Origin of the sequence: Streptomyces chartreusis (assembly GCF_008704715.1) — a bacterium.
Lineage (GTDB): Bacteria > Actinomycetota > Actinomycetes > Streptomycetales > Streptomycetaceae > Streptomyces > Streptomyces chartreusis.
On the sequence record NZ_CP023689.1, the window covers coordinates 1,145,361 to 1,170,015 of the forward strand.

The 24,655-nt window shown below is 73.1% G+C and carries 1 protein-coding gene (running past one end of the window); it reads right to left on the reverse strand.

Going from position 1 to position 24,655, the window contains the following annotated elements:
• A protein-coding gene (locus tag CP983_RS04435; RefSeq protein WP_150498594.1) for a type I polyketide synthase crosses the window boundary here: on the reverse strand, window positions 1–24,625 show its 5' portion. The gene continues 14,270 nt to the left of window position 1, outside the view; the window shows 24,625 of its 38,895 coding nt (coding positions 1–24,625); it begins with the start codon at window positions 24,623–24,625; its stop codon lies beyond the left edge, outside the window.
• Window positions 24,626–24,655: the final 30 nt, after the last annotated feature.

The window sequence follows — 24,655 nt, forward strand, 5'->3', positions numbered from 1 at the left end:
CGACGGGTGCGGCGGGGCCGGAGGTGCCGGGGCCGGTGTCGTCGAGGAGGGTGCGCAGGAACGCCGCGAGCGCGGCGGGCGTCGGGTGGTCGAAGACGAGGGTGGCGGGCAGGGTGAGCCCGGTGGCGGAGGCGATCCGGTTGCGCAGGTCGACGGCGGTGATCGAGTCGAAGCCGATGTCGCGGAACGCGCGCCGCTCGGACAGGTCGTCGGGCCCGGCGAGGCCGAGGACGGCGGCGGCCTGCCCGCGCACGGTGTCCAGCAGCAGCCGGTCCCGTTCGGCGGCCGGCAGTGCGGCCAGCCGGGCGGCGAACTCGCCCTCGACTGTGCCCTGTTGCCGCTCGGTGCTCTCGACGGCCCGGCGGGTGTCGGGCACCTCGTCGAAGAGCCGGGTCTCGCGGACGGAGGTGAAGACGGGGTGGTAGCGGTCCCAGTCGACGTCGGCGACGGCGAGGACCGCCTCGTCGTCGTCCAGGGCGCGGCGCATCCCGGCGAGCGCGAGGTCGGCGTTCATGAACACGAGGCCGGTGCGGCGCACTTGGTCGGGGGCGACACGGCCGACGCCGAGTTCGTTGGCCCAGATGCCCCAGTGCACGGAGGTCGCCTTGAGGCCCCGGGCGCGGCGTTCGGCGGCGATCGCGGCCAGGTGGGCGTTACCGGCGACGTACGCGGCGTGCTGTCCGCTGCCCCACAGTCCGGCGACGGAGGAGAACAGCACGAACGCGTCGAGGTCGTGGTCGGCGAGGAGCGCGTCGAGGTTGCGGGCGCCGTCGACCTTGGCGTGCAGGACGCGGGAGAGGGCGGCGAGGTCGGTGGCGGCGAGGGTGTGCAGCTCGATGACGGCGGCGGCGTGGATCACCGTGCGCAGGGTGTGCCCGTCGGCGCGCAGCCCGTCCAGGAGTGCGCCGAGGGCGGCCCGGTCGGTGATGTCGCAGGCGGCGACGGTGACCTCGGTGCCCGACTCGGCCAGTTCGGCGACGAGTTCGGTGGCGCCGGGCGCGTCCGGGCCGCGGCGGCTGACCAGCACGATGCGCTCCGCGCCTTGGGCGGACAGCCAGCGGGCGATGTGGGGGCCGAGGGTGCCGGTGCCGCCGGTGACCAGGGTGGTGCCGCGGGGGGTCCAGCCGCCTGTGCCGTGATGGGTCGTTGTTCGGCTGCCGCGCCGTCGTGGCTGGTCGCGCAGTTCCCCGCGCCCCTTTGCCGCGCTGCCGTGCTGAGCCGTGCGGTCGCGTACGACACGGCGGGCGAAGACGCCCGAGGCGCGCAGGGCGAGTTGGTCCTCGGCCGTGTGCGCGCCGCCCGTCAGAAGTGCGGCGAGCCTGCGCGCGGCCCGCTCGTCCAGGGTCTCGGGCAGGTCGACCGTCCCGCCCCAGAGGCCGGGGTGCTCCAGTGCCGCCGTCCAGCCGATGCCGACCGACTGCGCCTGCACGGGCCGGGTGACCCGGTCGGCGCGGCCGGTGGCGGCGGCTCCCCGGGTCAGCAGCCACAGCGGGCGGTTCGCGTCGAGGTCGCCGAGGGCCTGGACGAGGACGACGTTGAGGGCGGTGCCGAGAGCGGCACCCGGATGGCCGGGGCAGTCCTGTTCGGCTTCGGCAAGCAGGGAGACGATGCCGGTGACGGGGGTCGTGTCGCCCGACACGCCCTCGTCCCGCAGCAGCTCGGCGACCGTCTCGCGGTCGAGGTGGGTGTCGTCGAGCACGACCCGCACAGTTTCGGCTCCGTGCGCGGCGAGAGCCTCCGCGACATCCGTACCACCGCCGGCGTCGGCGGTGACGACGAGCCACCGCCCGCCGGCCGCAGCGGACGGCGCGGACAGCGGCACCCAGCGCACCTTGTACCGCCAGTCGTCCAGCGTGGACTGCTCGCTGCGGCGCCTGCGCCATGCGGTGAGGCCGGGCAGTACGGCGGCCAGCGCGTCCTCTGCGACGTCGAGGTCCCGGGAGAGTCCCGGCAGGTCGGCCTCCTCCACGGCGCTCCAGAAGGCGGCGTCCTCCGTGCCGCCACCGCCCTCGCCCGCCCCGGGTGTCACGGGCGGTACCCAGAGCCGCTGGTGCTGGAAGCGGTAGGTGGGCAGGTCGACCCGGCTTCGCGCCCCGTCGCCGTACGCCGCGGTCCAGTCGACGCGCACGCCGCGCACGAACGCCTCGGCGAGGGAGGTGAGCACGCGCCGCGCGTCGTCCTCGCCGCGTCGCAGTGTGCCGCCGACGTACGCGGCGACGCCCGCCTCGTCGACGGCGCCCTGGATGCCGAGGGTGAGCACGGGGTGGGCGCTGATCTCGATGAACGCCCGGTGCTGCCCGGCGAGGAGGCGTTCGACGGCCGGTCCGAAGCGGACCGTCTGCCGCAGGTTGCGGTACCAGTACGCGGCGTCCGTGCCGCCACCGCCCGCGACCGGGTCGCCCAGCCACTCCCCCGTCACGGTGGACAGCATCGGGATGCGCGGCTCGCGCGGGGTCACCGGGGCGAGCACGTCGAGGAGTTCGTCGTGCAGGTCCGTCACGTGCGGGGAGTGCGAGGCGTAGTCCACGGGGATCTTGCGGGCCCGCACGCCCTCGGCGGTGAGTTCGTCGTGCAGGGCGTCCAGGGCCTCGGGGTCGCCGCAGACCACGACCGCGCCGGGCCCGTTGACGGCGGCGACGGTCAGCCGCTCCTCCCACGGCTCCAGCCGTGCGGCGGCCTCGGCGGCGGGCAGCGGCACCGACATCATGCCGCCGCGCCCGGCGAGGGTGCGGCCGATGGCCTGGCTGCGCAGCGCCACGACCCGGGCGCCGTCCTCCAGGGAGAACGCGCCCGCGACGACGGCCGCGGCGATCTCGCCCTGCGAGTGCCCGATCACGGCGTCGGCACGGACGCCGTACGCCTCCCACACGGTGGCCAGGGACACCATCACGGCCCAGGTGACGGGCTGGACGACGTCCACCCGGTCGAGTCCGGGCGCGCCGGGTTCCTGGCGGAGCACGGCGGTCAGGGACCAGTCGACGAACGGTTCGAGGGCGAGGGCGCAGGCGGCGACGCGCTCCGCGAACACGGGCGACAGGTCGAGCAGGCGCGCGCCCATGCCGTCCCACTGGGTGCCCTGGCCTGGGAAGACGAACACGGTACGGCCGTCGACGTCGGCCTCGCCGTGCACGACGGGCGCGGCGGGTTCCTGCCCGGCGAACGCGCCCAGCGCGACGGCGAGTTCACCGGCATCTGCGCCGAGGGCGACCGCGCGGTGGTCGAGCAGCGAGCGGGTGGTCACCAGGGCGTGGCCGGTGTCGGCCGGGTCGTCACCGGGCCGTGCCGCGGCGTGGGCGGCGAGCGCGATGGCCTGGTCCCGCAGCGCGGCACGGGCACGGGCGGACAGCACCCAAGGGAGGGCGCCGGACACGGGAGGCGCGGTGGGCAACGGGGGCTCGGGGGCCGCCGGCAGTGCGTCCGGTGCCTCCTCCAGGACGGTGTGCGCGTTGGTGCCGCTGATGCCGAAGGAGGACACGGCGCACCGGCGCGGACGCCCGTGCGCGGGCCACTGCCGCTCCTCGTCGAGCAGCCGCAGCACTCCCGTGGTCCAGTCGATGTGCCGGGACGGCGTGTCGACGTGCAGGGTGGGCGGCAGGACGCCGTGCCGCAGTGCCAGCACCATCTTCATGACACCGGCGACACCGGCCGCGGACTGCGCGTGCCCGATGTTGGACTTCACCGAGCCGAGCCACACCGGACGCTCCGGGTCCCGTTCCCTGCCGTACGTCGCGACCAGCGCCTGCGCCTCGATCGGGTCGCCGAGCGCGGTGCCGGTGCCGTGCGCCTCGACGGCGTCGATGTCGTCCGGCGTGACGTGCGCGTTGGCGAGGGCCTGCCGGATGACGCGCTGCTGGGAGGGCCCGTTGGGGGCGGTCAGCCCGTTGGAGGCACCGTCCTGGTTGACGGCGGAGCCGCGGATCACGGCGAGGATCGGGTGGCCGAGTCGCTGGGCGTCGGAGAGGCGTTCCACGAGCAGCAGCCCGACGCCCTCGCCGAGGGTCATGCCGTCGGCCTCGTCGCCGAACGCCTTGCACCGGCCGTCGGAGGCGAGCGCCCGCTGCCGGCTGAACGCCACGAACGAGTCCGGCGTCGTCATGACCGTCGCACCGCCGGCCAGGGCGAGGGTGCTCTCGCCGCCCCGCAGCGACTGGCACGCCAGATGCAGCGCGACGAGGGAGGACGAGCAGGCCGTGTCGACGGTGACGGCGGGCCCTTCGAGCCCGAGGACGTACGACAGCCGGCCCGACAGCACGCTCGGGCTGGACCCGGTGACCATGTGCCCCTCGGTGCCCTCGCCGGCGCCGCGTCCGTAGTCCTGGTAGCTGGAGCCGATGAACGCGCCCGTGCGGCTGGCGCGCAGCGTGCCCGGGTCGATGCCGGCCCGCTCGACGGCCTCCCACGCGGTCTCCAGCAGCAGCCGCTGCTGCGGGTCCATGACGAGCGCCTCACGCGGCGAGATCCCGAAGAACGCGGGGTCGAAGTCACCGGCCGCGTCGAGGAATCCGCCCTGTGTGGAGTACGTGGTCCCGCTCCGGTCGGCGTCCGGGTCGTACAGCCCGGACACGTCCCAGCCACGGTCGGCGGGGAACTCCCCGATGGCGTCCGTGCCGGAGGCGATCAGCTGCCAGAAGGCCTCCGGGGAGTCGACGCCGCCGGGGAAGCGGCAGCTCATGCCGATGATGGCGATCGGTTCGTCGGACACGTCGGCGGCGGTCACGTCGACGTCGGCCCCGTCGCCCTCGGCGAGGATCTCCCCGAGCAGATGGCGGGCCAGCGCGAGCGGCGTCGGATGGTCGAAGACCATGGTGGCCGGCAGCGGCAGACCGACGGCAGCGGTGAGCCGTTTACGCAGCTCGACGGCCATCAGCGAGTCGAACCCGTGCTCCTGGAAGGCCCGCTCGGGCTTGACGGCGTCCGGCCCGGGATGCCCGAGCACGGCCGCCGCGTGGGTGCGGACCACATCGAGGACGAACGGCAACCTGTCGTCCTCGCGGTTCGCCAGCAGGCGCGTGCGCAACTCGGCCGCGGCACCCGCGCGTTCCTGCCGGGCCTGCTGGGCGGCGGCCGCGATCTGGCGGGCGCCGGGCAGTGAGGTGAGGGACGCGGTGTGCCGCAGCGCGAACATGCCGTCCAGCAGTTCGGCGTCGGCGAGGTCGGCGACGACCGTGTCCGGCGCGCTCTCGGCGACCAGTTCGGCCATCGCCGTCAACGCGAGCTCCGGCTCCAGGGAACGCCCGGACGCATGCCGGCTGAGCCGCCCCTCGGCGGCCATGCCGGCTCCGCGCCAGGCACCCCAGGCGAGGGCGGTCGCGGGCAGCCCGGCAGCGACCCGTCGACGGGCCAGAGCGTCCAACGCCGCGTTCGCGGCGGAGTAGTTGGCCTGGCCGGGGTTGCCGACGGCGCCGGCGAGCGACGAGAACAGCACGAAGGCGTCCAGGTCCGGGACCAGGTCCCGGGTCAGCTCGTCGAGGACCTCGGCGGCGGCCACCTTGGCCCGGAACACCGCGTCGAACCGCTCCGGTGTGAGCGCGTGCAGCACACCGTCGTCCAGGACACCGGCCGTGTGCACCACGGCCGTCAGCGGCGCCTCGTCCGGTATCGCGGCCAGCAGTTCACCGAGCCCGTCCCGGTCGGCGACGTCGCAGGCCGCGACGGTGACGGCGACTCCGAGCGCCGTCAGCTCCTCCTCCAACTCCGATGCACCGGGCGCCTGCGGCCCACGCCGGCTCACCAGCAGCAGCCGCTCGGCCCCGTTCCCGGCGAGCCAGCGCGCGACGTGGGCGCCGAGGGCCCCGGTGCCGCCGGTGACGAGGACGGTTCCGGAGGGACGCCATGCGGCAGGGGGCTGAACCGGGTCGGCGTGGCTGTCGGCAGGCCGCCTCTCAGCGGGCGCCGCGACGAGCCGTCGGCCGTACGAACCCGCTTCCCGTACGGCGACCTGGTCCTCGCCGTCGGTGCGCGCGAGCACGTCCAGGAACCGTCCCAGGATCCGCTCGTCCAGTTCCTCGGGGAGATCGACGAGCCCGCCCCAGCGCTCGGGATGCTCCAGCGCGACGACCCGGCCGAGCCCCCATACGGCGGCGGCCCGCGGCTCGGGCAGCCCGCGCGCGGCGTCGTCCGCGGCCGGCACACTCACCGCACCACATGTCACGGCCCAAACCCGGCCGTCGAGCCCGGCCTCCTCAAGGGCCCGCACCAGAGCGGCCGTTCCGGTCGCGGCCACCGGAGCCCCGGAGTCCCGTACGTCGGTCGCGGCGGCCGGCAGCGACACCACACCGGCGATCCCGACACCGTCGTCCAGCCCGGCGAGGCTCTCGCGCAGCCGCAGCGCGAGGTCGTGCGCCGCCTCCTCGGCACCGACCTCCACAACCACGGTCTGCCCGCCCAGCGCTGTCACGACGGACCGCACCCATGGGTCCTCACCCCGCCCGAACGGCACCACGGCGAGCCACGGCCGCTCGGCCTCACGGCCCCCGCCGACCCGCGCGACACCGTCCCCGAGGGCCTGCCACGTCTCCCTGAACCGCAGCGCGTCCACGGCCGACCGCATCCGCCGCCGCCCGCGCCATGCCGACATCGCCGGTACTACGTCGCTCAACGCCTCGCTGTCGACGCGCAGTTGAACTGCGAGACCCTCGACGTCCGCATCGTCCACGGCCGCCCAGAACTCGGCCTCGGCGGCACCGCCGACGGACGCCGACAGCGCGGCGGCGGCACCGGACTCGGGCCAGTAGTTCTGCCGCTGGAAGGGGTAGGTGGGGGCGTCGGTGAGACGGGCGCCGGTACCGGCGAAGAGGGCAGGCCAGTCCACGGAGACGCCGTGCGCGAAGAGCCTCGACAGGGCCGTGAGGGCGGCCGCCTCCTCGGGACGGTTCTTCCGAAGCACCGGCGCAACGACGGCTTCCTCGGCCGTGCTGTCCTCGATGAGGGCGGTGAGCGTGCCGTCGGGGCCGATTTCGAGGAAGCGGGTGACGCCCTGGTCGTCGGCCAGGGTGCGGATGCCGTCGGCGAAACGGACGGTCTCACGGACGTGCTGGACCCAGTAGTCGGTGGTGTCCGGGCTGGTCAGGTTGCCGGTGAGGCTGGAGACGAAGGGGATGCTCGGCTCGCCGAAGCGAAGATCGGCGATGGCGGCCCGGAAGTCCTCCAGCATCGGGTCCATGAGCGGCGAGTGGAAGGCATGGGAGACACGGAGACGGCTGGTTCGACGCCCGGGCAGAGCGGCGGCGACCGCGAGGACCGCCTCCTCCACACCTGAGAGCACGATGGAGGTCGGGCCGTTGATAGCTGCAATGCTCACCTCGTCGGTGAGGTACGGGGCGACCTCGTCCTCGGTCGCTTCGACCGCCAGCATCAGCCCGCCCTGAGGGAGGGCCTGCATCAGCCTGGCCCGTGCCGACACCAGCGTGCACGCGTCCGTGAGTGAGAGCACGCCGGCAACGTGGGCGGCGGCGATCTCACCGACGGAGTGACCCGCGAGGTATTTCGGCCGTACGTCGAGGGACGTCACCAGCCGGAACAGGGCCACTTCGATGGCGAAGAGCGCGGGCTGGGTGAACTCCGTGCGGTTGAGGGCCTGTTCGTCGTCGCCCCAGATCACGTCACGGAGGGCGGGGTCGAGCTGGGCAAGCACCTGATCCAGGGACTCGGCGAACACGGGGAAACGGCCGTACAGTTCCCGGCCCATGCCGAGACGCTGGGCGCCCTGACCGGAGAACACGAAGGCCGGCGGCCCTTCGGCCACCACTCCCCTGGCCGCCTCGGTGACACCGTCCGTCGAGGCCAGCAGCACCGCGCGGTGCGCGAACCGGGCCCGGCCGCCCGCCAGCGTGTATGCGACGTCCACCGACGGCTCGACCGCCCGAAGCACCTCGATCTGCGCGTCCAGAGCCTGCTCCGACCGGGCCGACACGACCAACGGCAGCACGGGCAGCTGCCCAGCGGGGGTTGATTCCGGTGCGTCCGCGGGCAGTTCGAGAATCACGTGGGCGTTGGTGCCGCTGAGACCGAAGGACGAGACACCGACGCGGCGCGGTCGCCCGCTGTCCGGCCATACAACCGGCTCCCGGACCAGCTCCACCGCACCGGCCGACCAGTCCACGTGGGACGACGGAGCGTCCACATGCAGGGTCGGCGCGACGGTGCCGTGCCGCATCGCCAGGATCGACTTGATGAGTCCAGCGGCCCCGGCGGCGGCCTGGGTGTGGCCGAGGTTGGACTTCACCGAGCCGAGCAGCAGCGGCCGTTCGCGGTCCTGGCCGTAGGTGGCGAGCAGCGCCTGCGCCTCGATCGGGTCGCCGAGGGCGGTGCCGGTGCCGTGGGCCTCGACGACATCGACGTCCGCGGTGCTCAGCCCCGCCGAGGCGAGCGCCTGGCGGATCACCCGCTGCTGCGACGGGCCGTTCGGCGCGGTCAGCCCATTCGAGGCGCCGTCCTGATTGACCGCACTGCCCCGCACCACGGCGAGAATCCGGTGTCCGTTGCGCACGGCGTCCGACTGCCGCTCCAGCAGCAGTACGCCCACACCCTCGGCCCAGCCGACACCGTCAGCGGAGTCGGAGAACGCCTTGCACCGCCCGTCCGGCGCCAGTCCGCCCTGCCGGGAGAACTCCACGAAGGTCGTCGGCGTCGACATGACCGTCACACCACCGGCCACCGCAAGGGAGCATTCGCCGCTCCGCAGCGCCTGCGCGGCCAGATGCACCGCCACCAGCGACGAGGAGCAGGCCGTGTCGATGGAGACGGACGGGCCTTCCAGGCCGAGGGTGTACGCGACACGGCCGGAGACGACGCTCTGGGAGCTGGCGTTGCCGCGGAAGCCCTCGAACTCGGGGCCCGCAAGCAGGTGGGCGTAGTCGCTGTACATGACGCCGGCGAAGACGCCGGTCTGGCTGCCGCGCAGGGAAGTCGGGTCGATGCCGGCCCGTTCGACGGCCTCCCACACCGACTCCAGCAGCAGCCGCTGCTGGGCGTCCGTCGCCAGTGCCTCGCGCGGACTCATGCCGAAGAACTCGGGGTCGAAGCCGCCGACGCCGTTCAGGAAGCCGCCCTCTCGGGCGGACGAGGTGCCCGTGTGCTCGGGGTCCGGGTGGTAGAGCCGTTCCAGGTCCCAGCCACGGTCCTCGGGGAATCCGGACACGGCGTCCCCGCCCTCGGACACCAGCCGCCACAGCTCCTCCGGCGAGGCGACGTCCCCCGGGAACCGGCAGGCCATGCCCACGACGACCACCGGATCGTCGGCCAAGGCGACCGCCGAGGTCACCGGGGCGGCCGTACGCGAGCCGAGGACCTCGTCCAGCAGGAATCCGGCGAGCGCGCTGACCGTCGGATAGTCGAACACCAATGTCGCGGGCAGCCGCAGCCCGGTCACCGACTGCAGGCCGTTGCGCAGTTCGACGGCGAGCAGCGAGTCGAAGCCCAGGTCGCGGAAGGACCGTGAGTCGTCGAGGCCGGCCGGGCTGTCATGGCCCAGGACCAGCGCCACCTGCCCACGCACGAGGTCCAGCAGCACCTCGCGCCGCTCCACCTCGTCCAGCCCGGTGAGCCGCTGGAGCAGACCGCCCGCCGCGACCGCCCGACGGCGCGAACGCACCAGCCCGCGCAGCACGGCGGGTACGTCACCGCGGTCGCGGATCGTGCGCAGGTCGAGCGGGACGGGAAGGACGACGGCGGTGTCGTGGGCCAGGCGCATGGCGGCGTCGAACAGCGCGAGCCCTCGCTCCTCGGTCACGGCGGGGAAGCCGGTCCGGGCGAGGCGTTCACGTTCGGCGGGGGTGAGGTCGCCGGTCATCCCCGTGCCGTCGAGGTCCCAGGGTCCCCATACGAGGGACGTGGCGGGCAGGCCGAGGGTGCGGCGGTGCTCCGCGAGGGCGTCGAGAAAGGCGTTGGCGGCGGCGTAGTTGGCCTGTCCGGTGCCGCCGAAGGCGCCGGCGGCGGAGGAGACGAGGACGAAGGCCCCCACGTCGGGAAGGAGTTCGTGCAGGTGCCATGCCGCGTCGGCCTTGGGCCGCAGCACGGAGTGCAGTCGGTCGGGGGTGAGGCTGCCGACGAGTCCGTCGTCGAGTACGCCCGCGGCGTGGACGACGGCGGAGAAGGACCGCCCGGTGAGGGCCTCGGCCAGCGCGTCACGGTCGGCGACATCGCAGGCCATCACGTCGACGCCCTGTGCCCCCAACTCGTCCAGCTCGACGACAAGTTGCTCGACTCCAGGCGCGTCGGCGCCCCTCCGCGACAGCAGCACCAGCTCACGCACACCGTGAGTGCGAACGAGGTGCTTGGCCAGGACGGCTCCAAGGCCGCCGGTGCCGCCGGTCACCAGGACGGGGCCGTGGCCGGTCCAGTGATCGGCCGAGTCTGCGGGTACGGCGGCCCGTACGACCCTCGGGGCTTCCAGCCGGCCTTCGCGTACGGCGATTTCGGGCTCGTCGAGGACGGCGGCGAGGGCCCGGCGCACCAGGTCGGGGTCAACGCCGTCCGCCGACGGCCAGGACAGCAGGCCGACTCGTCCGGGGTGTTCGTTCTGCACCGTGCGGAGCAGGCCGCGTACGGCGCCGAGGACGGGTTCGGGCATGCCGGTGGTGGTCACGACGAGACGGGCGTCGGTGTTCCTGCCCAGGTCGAGCCACTCCTGAACGAGGCGCAGGACGCTGGCTGTTGTGTCGTGCACCGCGGTGATCAGGTCGTCGGTGTCGCCCTCGATGTGGGCGAGGACGACGCCGGGTGACGGGTCGGCGAGGGAGGCGAGATCGGGATGTGCGGTGGCGCCCCATGCCTCGGCGAACTGAGCGACGTCCGTGCCGACGACGGCGATCGGGCCGCCGTAGGGCTCCTTGGCGGTGATCCGTGTCCACTCGATGCGGTAGAGGTCGCTGCTCGTACGGCTCGCCGAGAGGCGGTCGTCGACCGGGCGGACGACGAGACGGTTCACCGATGCGACCGGGTTCCCGTCCTGGTCGGACACGGTCACGGCGATGTTGCCGGTGCCGGCTGCGTTTGCGGGGCCGGTGCGCACGAGCTTGGCCCTCACCGTGGAGGCACCGGTCGCGTGCAGCGACACCCCCTCCCAGGCGAACGGCAGCAGTCCGCCCGACTCCTGGGTCTCGCCGCCGGTGAATGCGGCCGCGTGGAGCACGGCGTCGAGTAGGGCCGGGTGCAGACCGAAGCCGCCGGTCTGCACGTGCTCGGGAAGCCCGGCCTCCACGAACACCTCGTCGCCGCGCCGCCAGGCAGCGCGCAGGCCCTGGAACACCGGGCCGTACGCGAATCCGTCCTCCGCGCGTCCCTCGTAGAAGCCGTCGAGATCCAGGGGCCGGGAGTCGGCGGGCGGCCATGTCGTGACGTCGAGCGTCCGCGGCGGGCCGTCCTGCGCGGTGAGCGTGCCGGAGGCGTGCTGCGTCCAGGGCAGGTCGTCGTCGGATGTGTCAGGGCGGGAGTGGACGCCGACGGAACGGCGGCCGTCCTCGTCCGGAGCACCGACGGCGATCTGGATCCGCACGGCCGCACGCGGGCCGAGGATCAAGGGCACACCGAGGGACAGCTCCTCGACCAGCCCGCATCCGACCTCGTCCCCCGCACGCAGGACCAGGTCGAGGAACGCCGTCGCCGGCAGCAGCACATGGCCGTGCACCGCGTGATCGGCGAGCCAGGTCTGCGTACCTGCGGAGAGGCGTCCGGCGAGAACGACACCGTCGGACTCCACCAACGGCACGACCGCACCCAGCAGTGGATGCCCGACGGGTTCCAGGCCCAGGGCCACGGCGTCCTGTAGGGACGCGGTGACGGCGGGCCAGTAGTGCCGGCGCTGGAAGGGGTAGGTGGGGGCGTCGGTGAGACGGGCGCCTGTACCGGCGAAGAGGACGGGCCAGTTCACGGGGACACCGTGCGCGAAGAGCCGGGACAGGACCGTGAGAGCGGCTGTCTCTTCGGTCATGTTCTTGCGAAGTACCGGGACGACGAGGGTGTCCTCGGAGGCGGTCTGTGCGATGAGGGCGGTGAGGGTGCCGTCGGGGCCGATCTCCAGGAAGCGGGTCACGCCGTGGTCGGTCAGGGTGCGGATGTTGTCCGCGAAGCGGACGGTGTCGCGGACGTGCTGGACCCAGTAGTCGGGCCTGTTCGGGCTGGTCCCGGAGACGAAGGGGATGTTCGGCTCACCGAAGTGGAGGTCGGCGATGGCGGCCCGGAAGTCCTCCAGCATCGGGTCCATAAGGGGTGAGTGGAAGGCGTGGGAGACGCGGAGGCGGGTGGTGCGGCGGTCGGGGAGGGTGGCGGCGACTGCGAGGACCGCTTCCTCTGCACCCGAAAGCACCAGCGACATAGGGCCGTTGATCGCTGCGATGCTCACCTGGTCGGTGAGGTGCGGGGTGACCTCGTCCTCGGTGGCCTCGACCGCGAGCATCAGCCCGCTCTCGGGCAGGGCCTGCATGAGCCGGGCCCGCGTGGACACCAGCGTGCACGCGTCCGCGAGCGACAACACCCCCGCGACATGGGCGGCGGCGATCTCACCCACAGAGTGACCGGCCACGAAATCCGGCCGCACACCGAGTGATTCGGCGAGACGGTAAAGCGCCACCTCGATGGCGAACAGCGCGGGCTGAGTGAACTCCGTGCGGTTGAGCGCCTGTTCGTCGTCGCCCCAGATCACCTCCCGCAGTGCGGGGTCGAGCCCGCCAAGCGCTTCGTCCAGCGCCTGGGCGAAGACCGGGAAACGGCCGTACAGCTCGCGACCCATGCCAAGACGCTGGGCGCCCTGACCGGAGAACACGAAGGCCAACGGCCCCTCGGCCGCCACCCCCCTGGCCGCCTCGGAGATGCCCTCCGCCGACGCCAGCAACACAGCCCGATGCGCGAACCGAGCACGACCACCGGCCAACGTGAACGCGACATCCACCGACGGCTCGGCGGCCCGCAGCACGTCGATCTGCGCATCCAAGGCCTGCTCCGACCGAGCCGAGACCACCAACGGCAGCACGGGCATTGGCTGAGCGGGGCTCGACTCCATTGCGTCCGTAGGCAGTTCGAGAATCACGTGGGCATTGGTGCCACTGAGCCCGAAGGAGGAGACGGCGGACCGGCGCGGCCGATCGTTCTCCGGCCACGCAATCGACTCACGGACCACCTCGAGCGCACCGGCCGACCAGTCCACGTGAGACGACGGCTCATCCACGTGCAGCGTGCGCGGGACGACACCGTGCCGCATCGCCAGCACGCTCTTGATCACACCCGCCACACCGGCAGCGGCCTGAGTGTGACCCAGGTTGGACTTCACCGAGCCCAGCAGCAGCGGCCGTTCACGATCCTGGCCATAGGTCGCCAGCAACGCCTGCGCCTCGATCGGGTCGCCCAGCGTCGTACCCGTACCGTGCGCCTCGACCGCATCCACCTCGCCGGCCGACAACCCGGCCGACGCCAGCGCCTGCCGAATCACCCGCTGCTGAGAAGGCCCATTCGGCGCGGTCAGCCCATTCGACGCACCGTCCTGATTGACCGCACTCCCCCGAACAACCGCCAGAATCCGATGCCCATTACGCACCGCATCCGACCGCCGCTCCAGCAGCAGTACACCCACACCCTCGGCCCAACCGACACCATCAGCCGCGTCCGAGAACGCCTTGCACCGCCCATCCGGCGCCAACCCACCCTGCCGCGAGAACTCCACAAAGGTCGTCGGCGTCGACATCACCGTCACACCACCGGCCACCGCAAGCGAACACTCACCACCCCGCAACGCCTGCGCAGCCAAATGCAGACCCACCAACGACGACGAGCACGCCGTATCGATCGTCACCGTCGGACCCTCAAGGCCCAGCGCATACGCAACACGACCGGACGCGATGCTCGGTGAGCTGCCACTCCCCCTGAAGCCCTCGAACTCGTCGCCGGACAGGAGGACGCCGTAGTCGTTGTACATGAGACCGGCGAAGACACCGGTCTGGCTGCCCCGCAGGGACGTCGGGTCGATGCCCGCCCGCTCGATCGCCTCCCACACCGACTCCAGCAGCAACCGCTGCTGCGCATCCGTCGCCAACGCCTCACGCGGACTCATCCCGAAGAACTCCGGATCGAACCCGCCGGCGTCGGCGAGGAAGCCACCGGCCCGCGTCGACGACGTTCCGGTGTGCTGCGGATCCGGGTGGTAGAGCCGCTCCAGGTCCCAGCCGCGGTCGGACGGGAAGTCACCTACCGCGTCCACACCCTCCGACACCACCCGCCACAGGTCCTCCGGCGAGGAGACACCACCGGGATAACGGCAGGCCATCCCCACGATCACCACCGGATCGTCGGTCATCACCGCCACCGGCGACGACGGCACCGGAGCCTGCGCCCCCAGCACCTCACCCAGCAGGAAGTCCGCCAGGACGGCCACCGTCGGATAGTCGAACACCAACGTCGCCGGCAACCGCAGCCCGGTCACCGACTGCAAGCCATTGCGCAGCTCGACCGCCAACAGCGAGTCGAAGCCCAGATCCCGGAACGACCGAGAGTCATCGACACGCGCGGCGCTCTCGTGGCCCAGGACCAGCGCCACCTGCCCCCGCACGAGGTCCAGCAGCACCTCGCGCCGCTCCACCTCGTCGAGCCCGGTGAGCAGCCGAAGCAGACCGCCCGCCGCGACCGCCCGACGGCGCGAACGCACCAACGCGCGGAAGAGCGGGGGCACTTCGCCCGTCTCCCGGATCGCGCGCAGGTCGAGCGGAGCGGGTACGACGACCTGCTCGGGCGTCCGCAGCGCCGCGTCGAACAGGGCCAGGCCCTGGTCGACCGTGATCGCGGGAATGCCGGTACGGGCCGTCCGCTGCGGGTCGGCCGTCATGCCTCCGGCTTCCTGCTGCCAGGGACCCCATACGAGGGACACCGCGGGCAGTCCCATGTCCCGGCGCAAGGTCATCAGGGCGTCGAGGCAGGCATTGGCGGCGGCGTAGGCGGCCTGGCCGACGCTGCCGAACAGACCGGCGACGGAGGAGAAGACGACGAGCGGTGTCTCGTCGGGGAGGAGTTCGTGCAGGTGCCAGGCCGCGTCGACCTTGGGGCGCAGTACGGCTTCGACACGCTCGGGGGTCAGGCTGCCGACGAGCCCGTCGTCCAGGACACCCGCGGCATGCACGACACCCCGCACGGACCGCCCCGCCAGCACACCGGCCAGCGCCTCACGATCCGCCACATCACACGCGACCACATCGACCCGGGCACCCAACTCGCCCAGCTCAGCGACGAGTTCACCAGCCCCCGGCGCATCCGCACCCCGCCGCGACAGCAGCACCAGCTCCCGCACCCCATGCACCCGCACCAGATGCCGCGCCACCACCCCACCCAGACCACCCGAACCACCCGTCACCACCACGGCACCCGGACCGGCCCACTCCACCCCCACCCCACGCGAACCAGCGACACGCACCAGCCGAGGAACACGCACGGTCCCGCCTCGCACGGCGACGTCGGTTTCATCGGCGGCCAACGCGCGCAGCGCGGCGCCGAGTTGGTCGCCAAAATCGGCATCCGCGATGTCCAGCGTCGCGAAGCGGCCCGGATACTCGGCGCCCGCAGCTCGCACGAGCCCACGCACCGCGGCAGAGACCACGGTCGAGCCGCCCCGCGTGAGCACCACCAGCCGCGCGTCCCGGAACCCCTCCTGCGCGACCCACTCCTGCACGAGGGCCAGTGCCTGCGCGACGGCGGCGTGCGTCTGTCCGGCCAGGTCCCGTCCGCTGTCGTCGGCGACCTCCAGTGCAGCCACGACCAGACCCGGAACCGACCGGCTCAGGTCGGAATCGGCATCGCCGCCCGTCGCCAACTCGTCCAGGTCGGCGTAGCTCCGAACTTCGGCCACGGCGCCCCGCATCACCTCCGCGAGCGCCTCCCCGCCCCCGATCAACGCCACGGCCGGAAGCTCCGCCGACGTCTCCGCCGCCTCGGTCCAGTCGACCCGGAACAGAGACCCGGTCGCCGTACTCGCCCCACCCAGCTGGTCGCTCGTCACGGGCCGGACGACGAGCCCGGACACCCGTGCCACCGGGTGGCCCTCGACATCGGCGAGGTCGACGGCGATGGCGTCCCGGTCGCCCTGCCGGACCAGTCGGGCGCGTACCTCGCTCGCACCGGACGCGTACAGCGTGACGCCCTCCCAGGCGAAGGGCAGCGCGGGGCCGCCCGTCCCTCCGGCGGCGGCCGCGGCGATGGCGTGCAGGGTCGCGTCGAGCAACGCCGGGTGCAGCCCGAACCCGCCGGCATCGGTACCGGTCGGCAGCGTCACCTCGGCGAACGTCTCGTCTCCGCGCCGCCAGACGCCGCGCAGCCCTTGGAAGAGGGGGCCGTAGGTGAGGCCGGCGTCGGCCAGGTCGTCGTAGAGGTCGTCCGTCCCGACACGCTCCGCGCCGGCGGGCGGCCACTGCGCGGCAGCATCGGCCCAGTCCGTCCGCAGTGGTGGTTCATCGGAGAGAGCGCCTGCGGCGTGCTGTGTCCAAGGAGCGTCGCCGCCCGTCTCGTCGGGGCGGGCGTGCACCGTCACCGTGCGGCGACCGGCGTCCTCGGTCTCCGCGACCCGGACCTGGATCTGCACGGCGCCCGTGTCCGGGACCACGAGGGGCGTCGACACGGTGAGGTCGTCCAGGGTGCCGAACCCGACCTCGTCGCCGGCACGCAGCGCCAGTTCCACGAAGGCCGTGCCCGGGACGACCACCCGGCCGAGGACCATGTGGTCGGCCAGCCACGGGTGCGTGGCCGTCGACAGCCGTCCGGACAGCACCACGTCCTCGGAGTCGGCCAAGGACACGGCGGCCCGGAGCAGCGGATGGTCGGCGGCGGCGAGGCCCGCGGCCCGCACGTCCCCGGCACCCATCGCGTACGCCCCCGCCGGCCAGTAGTTCTGGCGCTGGAAGCGGTAGGTCGGGACATCCGCCGGCCGGACGCCCGTGTCCTTGAACAGGGCCGGCCAGTCCACGGGCACGCCGTGCGTGTAGAGCTGCGCGAGTGCGGTGAGCGCGGCTGCCGGCTCGGGCCGGTCCTTGCGCAGTACGGGCGCGACGAGCGCCTCGTCCGCCACTGACTGCCGTATCAGCGCAGCCAGCACGCCGTCGGGGCCGATCTCCAGGAAGCGCGTGACGCCGTGTTCGGTGAGGGTGCGGATGCCGTCGGCGAATCGGACGGTGTCACGGACGTGTCGGACCCAGTAGTCGATGGTGTCGGGGCTGGTCAGGTTGCCGGTGAGGTTGGAGACGAAGGGGATGCGCGGCTCGTCGAAGCGCAGACCGGCGAGCGCCGCTCGGAACTCCTCCAGCATCATCGGTTCCATGAGCGGGGAGTGGAAGGCGTGCGAGACCCGCAGTCGTGTCGTGCGTCGATCCGGCAGGGCGGCGGCGACGGCGAGTACGGCCTCTTCCGTGCCCGAGAGCACCACTGAGGACGGCCCGTTCACCGCCGCGATGGACACGCCCTCGACCAGATGCGGGGCGACCTCGTCCTCACCCGCCTCGACCGCCAGCATGAGCCCGCCCTCCGGCAGGGCCTGCATCAACCGCGCCCGCGCCGACACCAGCGCGCAGGCGTCCGCGAGCGACAGCACGCCCGCGACATGGGCAGCCGCGATCTCACCGACGGAGTGACCCGCGAGGTACTTCGGCGTGACACCGAGCGAGGTCACCAGCCGGAACAGCCCGACCTCGATCGCGAAGAGGGCGGGCTGAGCGAACTCCGTACGGTTCAGAGACACCTCGTCCTCGCCCCAGATCACACCACGCAGGGCAGGGTCGAGCTCGGCGAGCACCTCGTCCAACGCACGGGCGAACACGGGGTATTGGGCGTACAACTCCCGTCCCATGCCCAATCGTTGGGCACCTTGTCCCGAGAACACGAACGCGAGCGGCTCCTCGGCCGCGGTGCCTCTGGAGACCTCGGCGACGCCGTCCGCGGACGCCAGCAACACTGCCCGGTGCCCGAACGTGGCCCGTCCCGCCGCCAGCGTGTAGGCGACGTCCGCCGACGGCTCGACGGCCCGCAGCAACTCGATCTGCGCATCCAAGGCCTGCTCCGACCGGGCCGACACCACCAGCGGCAGTACGTCGAACTCGGCGCCGGCCGAAGCCGGTTCGGCCTCCGGCCCGGCCTCCAGGATGAGGTGCGCGTTGGTGCCGCTCAGCCCGAAGGAAGACACACCGACGCGACGCGGGCGCCCGGTCTGCGGCCAGGCCACCTGCTCCCGGACCAGCTCGACCGCGCCGGCCGACCAGTCCACGTGGGAGGACGGTGCGTCGACGTGCAGGGTGCGCGGGAGGACACCGTGCCGCATCGCCATGATCGACTTGATGACGCCGGCGACCCCGGCGGCGGCCTGGGTGTGGCCCAGGTTCGACTTCACCGAGCCGAGCAGCAACGGCCGTTCACGATCCTGGCCATAGGTCGCCAGCAGCGCCTGCGCCTCGATCGGATCACCGAGCGTCGTACCCGTACCGTGCGCCTCGACCGCATCCACATCGCCGGCCGACAACCCGGCCGACGCCAGCGCCTGCCGAATCACCCGCTGCTGCGACGGTCCGTTCGGCGCGGTCAGCCCATTCGAAGCGCCGTCCTGATTGACCGCACTCCCCCGAACAACCGCCAGAATCCGATGCCCATTACGCACCGCATCCGACTGCCGCTCCAGCAGCAGTACACCCACACCCTCGGCCCAGCCGACCCCATCGGCCGAGTCGGAGAACGCCTTGCACCGCCCATCCGGCGCCAACCCACCCTGCCGCGAAAACTCCACAAAGGTCGTCGGCGTCGACATCACCGTCACACCACCGGCCACCGCAAGTGAGCACTCACCGCTTCGCAGCGCCTGCGCGGCCAGATGCAGTGCCACCAGTGACGACGAGCACGCCGTATCGATCGAGACGGTGGGTCCCTCGAAGCCGAAGGAGTAGGCGACCCGGCCGGAGGCGATGCTCATCGCGCTCCCGTTGCCGCGCAGGCCCTCGAACTCGCGGCCGTCGAGGAGGAGTCCGTAGTCGTTGTACATGACTCCGGCGAAGACACCGGTCTGGCTGCCCCGCAGCGAGGTCGGGTCGATGCCCGCCCGCTCGATCGCCTCCCACACCGACTCCAGCAGCAGCCGCTGCTGCGCATCCGTCGCCAACGCCTCACGCGGGCTCATCCCGAAGAAGTCCGCGTCGAATGCACCCGCCTCCCGGAGGAAGCCTCCGGCCCGGGTGGACGACGTACCGGTGTGCTCCGCGTCCGGGTGGTACAGCCGCTCCAGGTCCCAGCCCCGGTCGGCCGGGAACTCCCCGACCGCGTCCCCGCCTTCCGACACCAGCCGCCACAGCTCCTCCGGCGACGACACCCCACCGGGGAACCGGCAGGCCATCCCCACGACGACGACCGGATCGTCGGCCATGGCCGCAACCGGCGACGACGGCATCGGAGCCTGCGCCCCCAACACCTCCCCCAGGAGGAAGTCCGCCAGGACGGCCACCGTCGGATAGTCGAACACCAACGTCGCCGGCAGCCGCAACCCCGTCACCGACTGCAAGCCATTGCGCAGCTCGACCGCCAGCAGCGAGTCGAAGCCCAGATCGCGGAACGACCGCGACGCGTCCACGCCCAGGGCACCCTCGTGCCCCAGCACCAACGACACCTGCCCCCGCACGAGATCGAGCAGCACCTCGTGCCGCTCCACCCCGTCGAGCGGCGCGAGCCGCCGGACCAGGTCGGGGGCGCCGGTCCCGCTGCTCGCGGTGCGGCGGCGGGGTCGTGCGAGCCCACGGAGGAGTGCCGGGATCTCGGTGCGGGAGCGGGCCGACCGCAGGTCCAGCGGGATCGGGAGTACGACGTCGTCGGCGCCCGCGAGGGCCGCGTCGAAGAGTGTCAGGCCCTCCTCCGGGGACACCGGCCTGATGAGCGCGGACTCGTCGTGCGGCTCCGTGGGCGGCTGTCCGGCCGTCATGCCGGCGCCGTCGATCTGCCACGGCCCCCAGGCCAGGGAGATCGCGTGCATGCCCTGGGCGCGGCGGTGCGCGGCGAGGGCGTCGAGGTGGGCGTTGGCCGCGGCGTAGGCGGCCTGGCCCACGGGGCCGAAGGTGCCGGCGGCGGAGGAGACGAGGACGAAGGCCTCGACGTCGGGGAGGAGTTCATGGAGGTGCCGGGCCGCGTCCGCCTTTGGGGCGAGTACGGCGTGCAGGCGCTCGGGGGTCAGGCTGCCGACGAGCCCGTCGTCCAGGACACCCGCGGCATGCACGACACCCCGCACGGACCGCCCCGCCAGCACACCGGCCAGCGCCTCACGATCCGCCACATCACACGCGACCACGTCAACCAGGGCACCCAACTCGCCGAGCTCGGCGACGAGTTCACCAGCCCCCGGCGCATCCGCACCCCGCCGCGACAGCAGCACCAGCTCCCGCACCCCATGCACCCGCACCAGATGCCGCGCCACCACCCCACCCAGACCACCCGAACCACCCGTCACCACCACAGCACCCGGACCGGCCCACTCCACCCCCACCCCACGCGAACCACCGACACGCACCAGCCGAGGAACACGCACGTGCCCCTCCACGAGGGCGGCCTCGCGTTCGCCGACGGTGAGGGCCTTACGGAGAAGGGTCCCGTCCACGGGCTCGGCGCCGAGGGTCAACAGGCCGATGCCACCCGGGTGTTCGGACTCGGCGGCGCGTAGCAGGCCGCGCACGGCGGCGGTCTCGGGTCGGTCGTCACGGAGGACGATGACCAGGCGGGTGCCGCGCAGGCGCTCGTCGTGCTGCCAATGGCGGACCAGTTCGAGGGCACGGGCGGTCAGCGTGTGCAGTTCATCGACCGGGTTCGTCGCGTCGGGGTCGGCCGTGAGCGGAGCCAGGACCACATCCGGGACAGGGCCCGTCTGCGCAGGGTCTGCCTGGATGCGCATGGGCGTGTCGCCGCCGAGGGCGTCGCTGATCTCCTGGGCGAACGGGCCGTCGGTGAGCAGGGCGAGGGGGCCTTCGTACGGCGTCGTCTCGGGGGCCGGGACCCAGTCGACGCGATACAGCGTGTCGGCGGCCTTCGAGGTACCGGCGCGCGCGGTGTCGAGGGGGCGTGTGGTGAGCGCGTCCACGGACAGGACGGGTGCGCCCATGGTGTCCACGACGTCGATGGCGACGGTGTCCTCGCCCTGCGCGGTGAGGCGGGCGCGGATCTTGGTGGCGCCGGTGGCGTGCAGGCCGACGCCCTCCCAGGCGAACGGCACACCCAGGCGGCCGTCTCCCGCGTGGGCGACGGCGTGGAGGAGGGCGTCGAGCAGTACGGGGTGGAGGGCGAAGCCGGCGGTGCGGGTTCCCTCGGGGAGTTCGGCCTCGACGTAGAGGTCGCCGTCCCGGCGCCAAACGGCACTGAGGCCGCGGAACGCCGGCCCGTAGGCGAAGTCGTGCTCGGCGAGGGCGTCGTAGGCGCCGTCGACCGGGACGGGTTCGGCGCCGGCGGGGGGCCACTGCGTGACGTCCGGTACGGCGGGTGTGGCGGCGTCCGTGCCGGGGCCGAGCCGACCGGTGGCGTGCAGCGTCCAGGCGTACTCGTCCTGCCCGTGCTGGCCGTCCCCCTGCTCGCCGTCCCCCCGCTCGCCCTGCCCGTGCTCCCCGTGCCGGACGTCGGGGCGGGCGTAGATGGTCACCGGTCGTTGGCCGTTGGCGTCGGAGGCGCCGACGAACGTCTGGATCTGGACTGCGCCCTGCTCGGGGAGTTCGAGCGGGACGGGGAGGGCGAGTTCGGTGACGCGGTCGCAGCCGAACTCGTCGCCGGCGCGCAGGGCGAGTTCGACGAAGGCGGCGCCGGGCAGGAGGACGCGGCCACCGATGCGGTGGTCGGCCAGCCAGCGGTGGGTGGCGAAGGAGAGGCGGCCGGAGAGGAGGGCGCCGTCGGAGTCGGCGAGGGACACGGCCGCGCCGAGGAGGCCGTGTTCGGCGGGGGCGAGACCGACGGCGCGGACGTCCCCGGCGCCGCCGACGCCCGCGGCCGGCCAGTGCCGGCGGCGCTGGAAGGCGTAGGTAGGGAGGTCGACGGGTTGGGCGGGGGCGTCGGCGAAGTAACGCGTCCAGTCGACGGGGGTGCCGGTGGTGTGCAGGGCGGCGAGTGCCGTGGTGAGAGCTGCGGTCTCGGGGGCGTCCTTGCGGAGGGCCGCCAGGGCGACGGTGCCCTCGGGTGCCGTCTCGGGGACCAGGCCGGTGAGGACGCCGTCGGGGCCGAGTTCGAGGAAGGTGCGGACGCCCTGCGCGTCCAGGGTGCGCAGGCAGTCGGCGAAGCGGACGGTCTCCCGGACGTGGCGGACCCAGTACCCCGGGTCGCACACGTCCTCCGGGGTGGCGAGGGTGCCGGTGAGGTTGGAGACGAGCGGGATGCGTGGCGGGTGGAACGCGATGCCGGACAGGGCCTGCGCGAAGTCGCCCAGCATCGGGTCCATCAGCGGGGAATGGAAGGCGTGGGAGACCCGCAGGGGTGTGGTGCGGTGGCCGTCGGCGGTGAGCCGTGCGGCGGCTTCGGCGACGGCTTCGGCGGTGCCGGAGAGGACCACGGAGGCCGGGCCGTTGACGGCGGCCACGGCGATGTCGGCGGTGAGGTACGGCCGTATCTGCTCCTCGGAGGCCCGTACGGCCGTCATGGCGCCGCCCTCGGGGAGGTCGGCCATCAGCGCGGCGCGGGCGGTGACGAGGGTGCAGGCGTCGGCGAGGGACAGTACGCCCGCGACATGGGCGGCGGCGACCTCGCCGATGGAGTGCCCGGCCACGAAGTCGGGCCGTGCGCCCCACGATTCGAGGAGGCGGAACAGGGCCACCTCCATGGCGAACAGGGCGGGCTGGGCTGCGCCTGTGTCGTTCAGGGCGGAGGCGTCGGTGCCCCACATCGCGTCCCGTACGGAGGGCGGGAGGAGGGCGAGGGACTCGTCCAGGGCCGCGCGGAAGGTGGGGTGGGCGTCGTACAACTCGCGTCCCATGCCGAGGCGTTGGGCGCCCTGGCCGGAGAAGAGGTACGCGCTGGGGGCGTCGGTCGCGGTGTGGCGCAGCAGGCCGGGGGCCGGGGTGCCGGCCGCGAGGGCGGTGAGGCCGGCGGTGACGGTGGCGAGGTCGGAGGTGACGAGGGCCGCACGGTACTCGAAGGCAGTGCGGGTGGTTGCGAGGGTGCGGGCCAGGGTGTCCAGTCGCGGCGGCTGTCCGGGGCGGTCCAGGGCGGTGCCCAGCCGGGCCGCCTGGGCGGCGAGGGCCTGCGGAGTACGGCCCGACAGGACGAGCGGTACGGGGGTGCCGGGTGCGGGGATGGGTGCGGCCTCGTCGGACGGGTCGGCGGGGGCCTGTTCGATGACGGCGTGGGCGTTGGTGCCGCTGATGCCGAAGGAGGAGACGGCGGCGCGGCGGGGCTGCCCGGTGTCGGGCCAAGGGGTGTTGCCGGTGACGAGGCGTACGGTGCCATCGGACCAGTCGACGTGGGTGTTGGGCTCGTCGACGTGCAGGGTGCGGGGCAGGATGCCGTGGCGGATGGCCTGCACCATCTTGATGACGCCGGCCACGCCCGCCGCGGCCTGGGTGTGGCTGAGGTTGGACTTCACCGAGCCGAGCAGCAGCGGGCGTTCGGCGGTGCGGGCGCGGCCGTAGGTGGCGAGGAGTGCCTGGGCCTCGACGGGGTCGCCGAGGGTGGTGGCGGTGCCGTGGGCCTCGACGGCGTCGATCTGGTCGGCGGAGAGCCGGGCGTTGATCAGGGCCTGTTCGATGACGCGTTGCTGGGAGGGGCCGTTGGGTGCGGTGAGGCCGTTGCTGGCGCCGTCCTGGTTGACGGCGGAGCCGCGGACGACGGCGAGGACGCGGTGGCCGTTGCGGCGGGCGTCGGACAGGCGCTCCAGCAGCAGCACGCCGACGCCCTCGGACCATCCGGTGCCGTCGGCGGAGTCGTCGAAGGAGCGGCACAGTCCGTCGGCCGACAGGCCGCCCTGGCGGCCGAACTCCAGGTGGGTGGAGGGGGTCGACATGACGGTGACGCCGCCGGCGAGGGCGAGGGTGCATTCGCCGGTGCGCAGGGCGTGGGAGGCGAGGTGCAGGGCGACGAGGGAGGAGGAGCAGGCGGTGTCGACCGTCAGTGCGGGGCCGGTCAGGCCGAGGGTGTAGGCGATCCGGCCGGACAGGACGCTGCCGGCGTTTCCGGTCAGGTGCAGGCCGCGGGCGCCGTCCTCGGCGCCGGCGCGGTACTCCTGGGCCATGGCGCCCATGAACACGGCGGTCTCGCTGCCGCGCAGTGCGGTGGGGTCGAGCCGGGCGGACTCGATGGCCTCCCAGGTGGATTCGAGCACGATCCGCTGCTGGGGGTCCATGGCTACGGCTTCGCGCGCGCTGATGCCGAAGAACTCGGCGTCGAAGTCGGTGGCGTCGTGGAGGAAGCCTCCGCCGGAGGCGGCGGCCGAGACCGCTTCGAGGTCCCAGCCGCGGTCGTCGGGGAACGGCCCGATGCCGTGCCGGCCGTCGACGAGCAGGTCCCAGAGGCCGTCGGGGTCGGTCACGCCGCCCGGGTAGCGGCAGGCCATGCCGATGACGGCGATGGGTTCGTGGGCGGCGGCCTCGAGGTCGTGGACGCGCTGCCGGCTGTGCCGCAGGTCGGCGGTGGCCCGCTTCAGGTAGTCCCTGAGCTTGTCTTCGTTGTCCATCTCAAGTCACCTCGACAGCGGTTACCGATG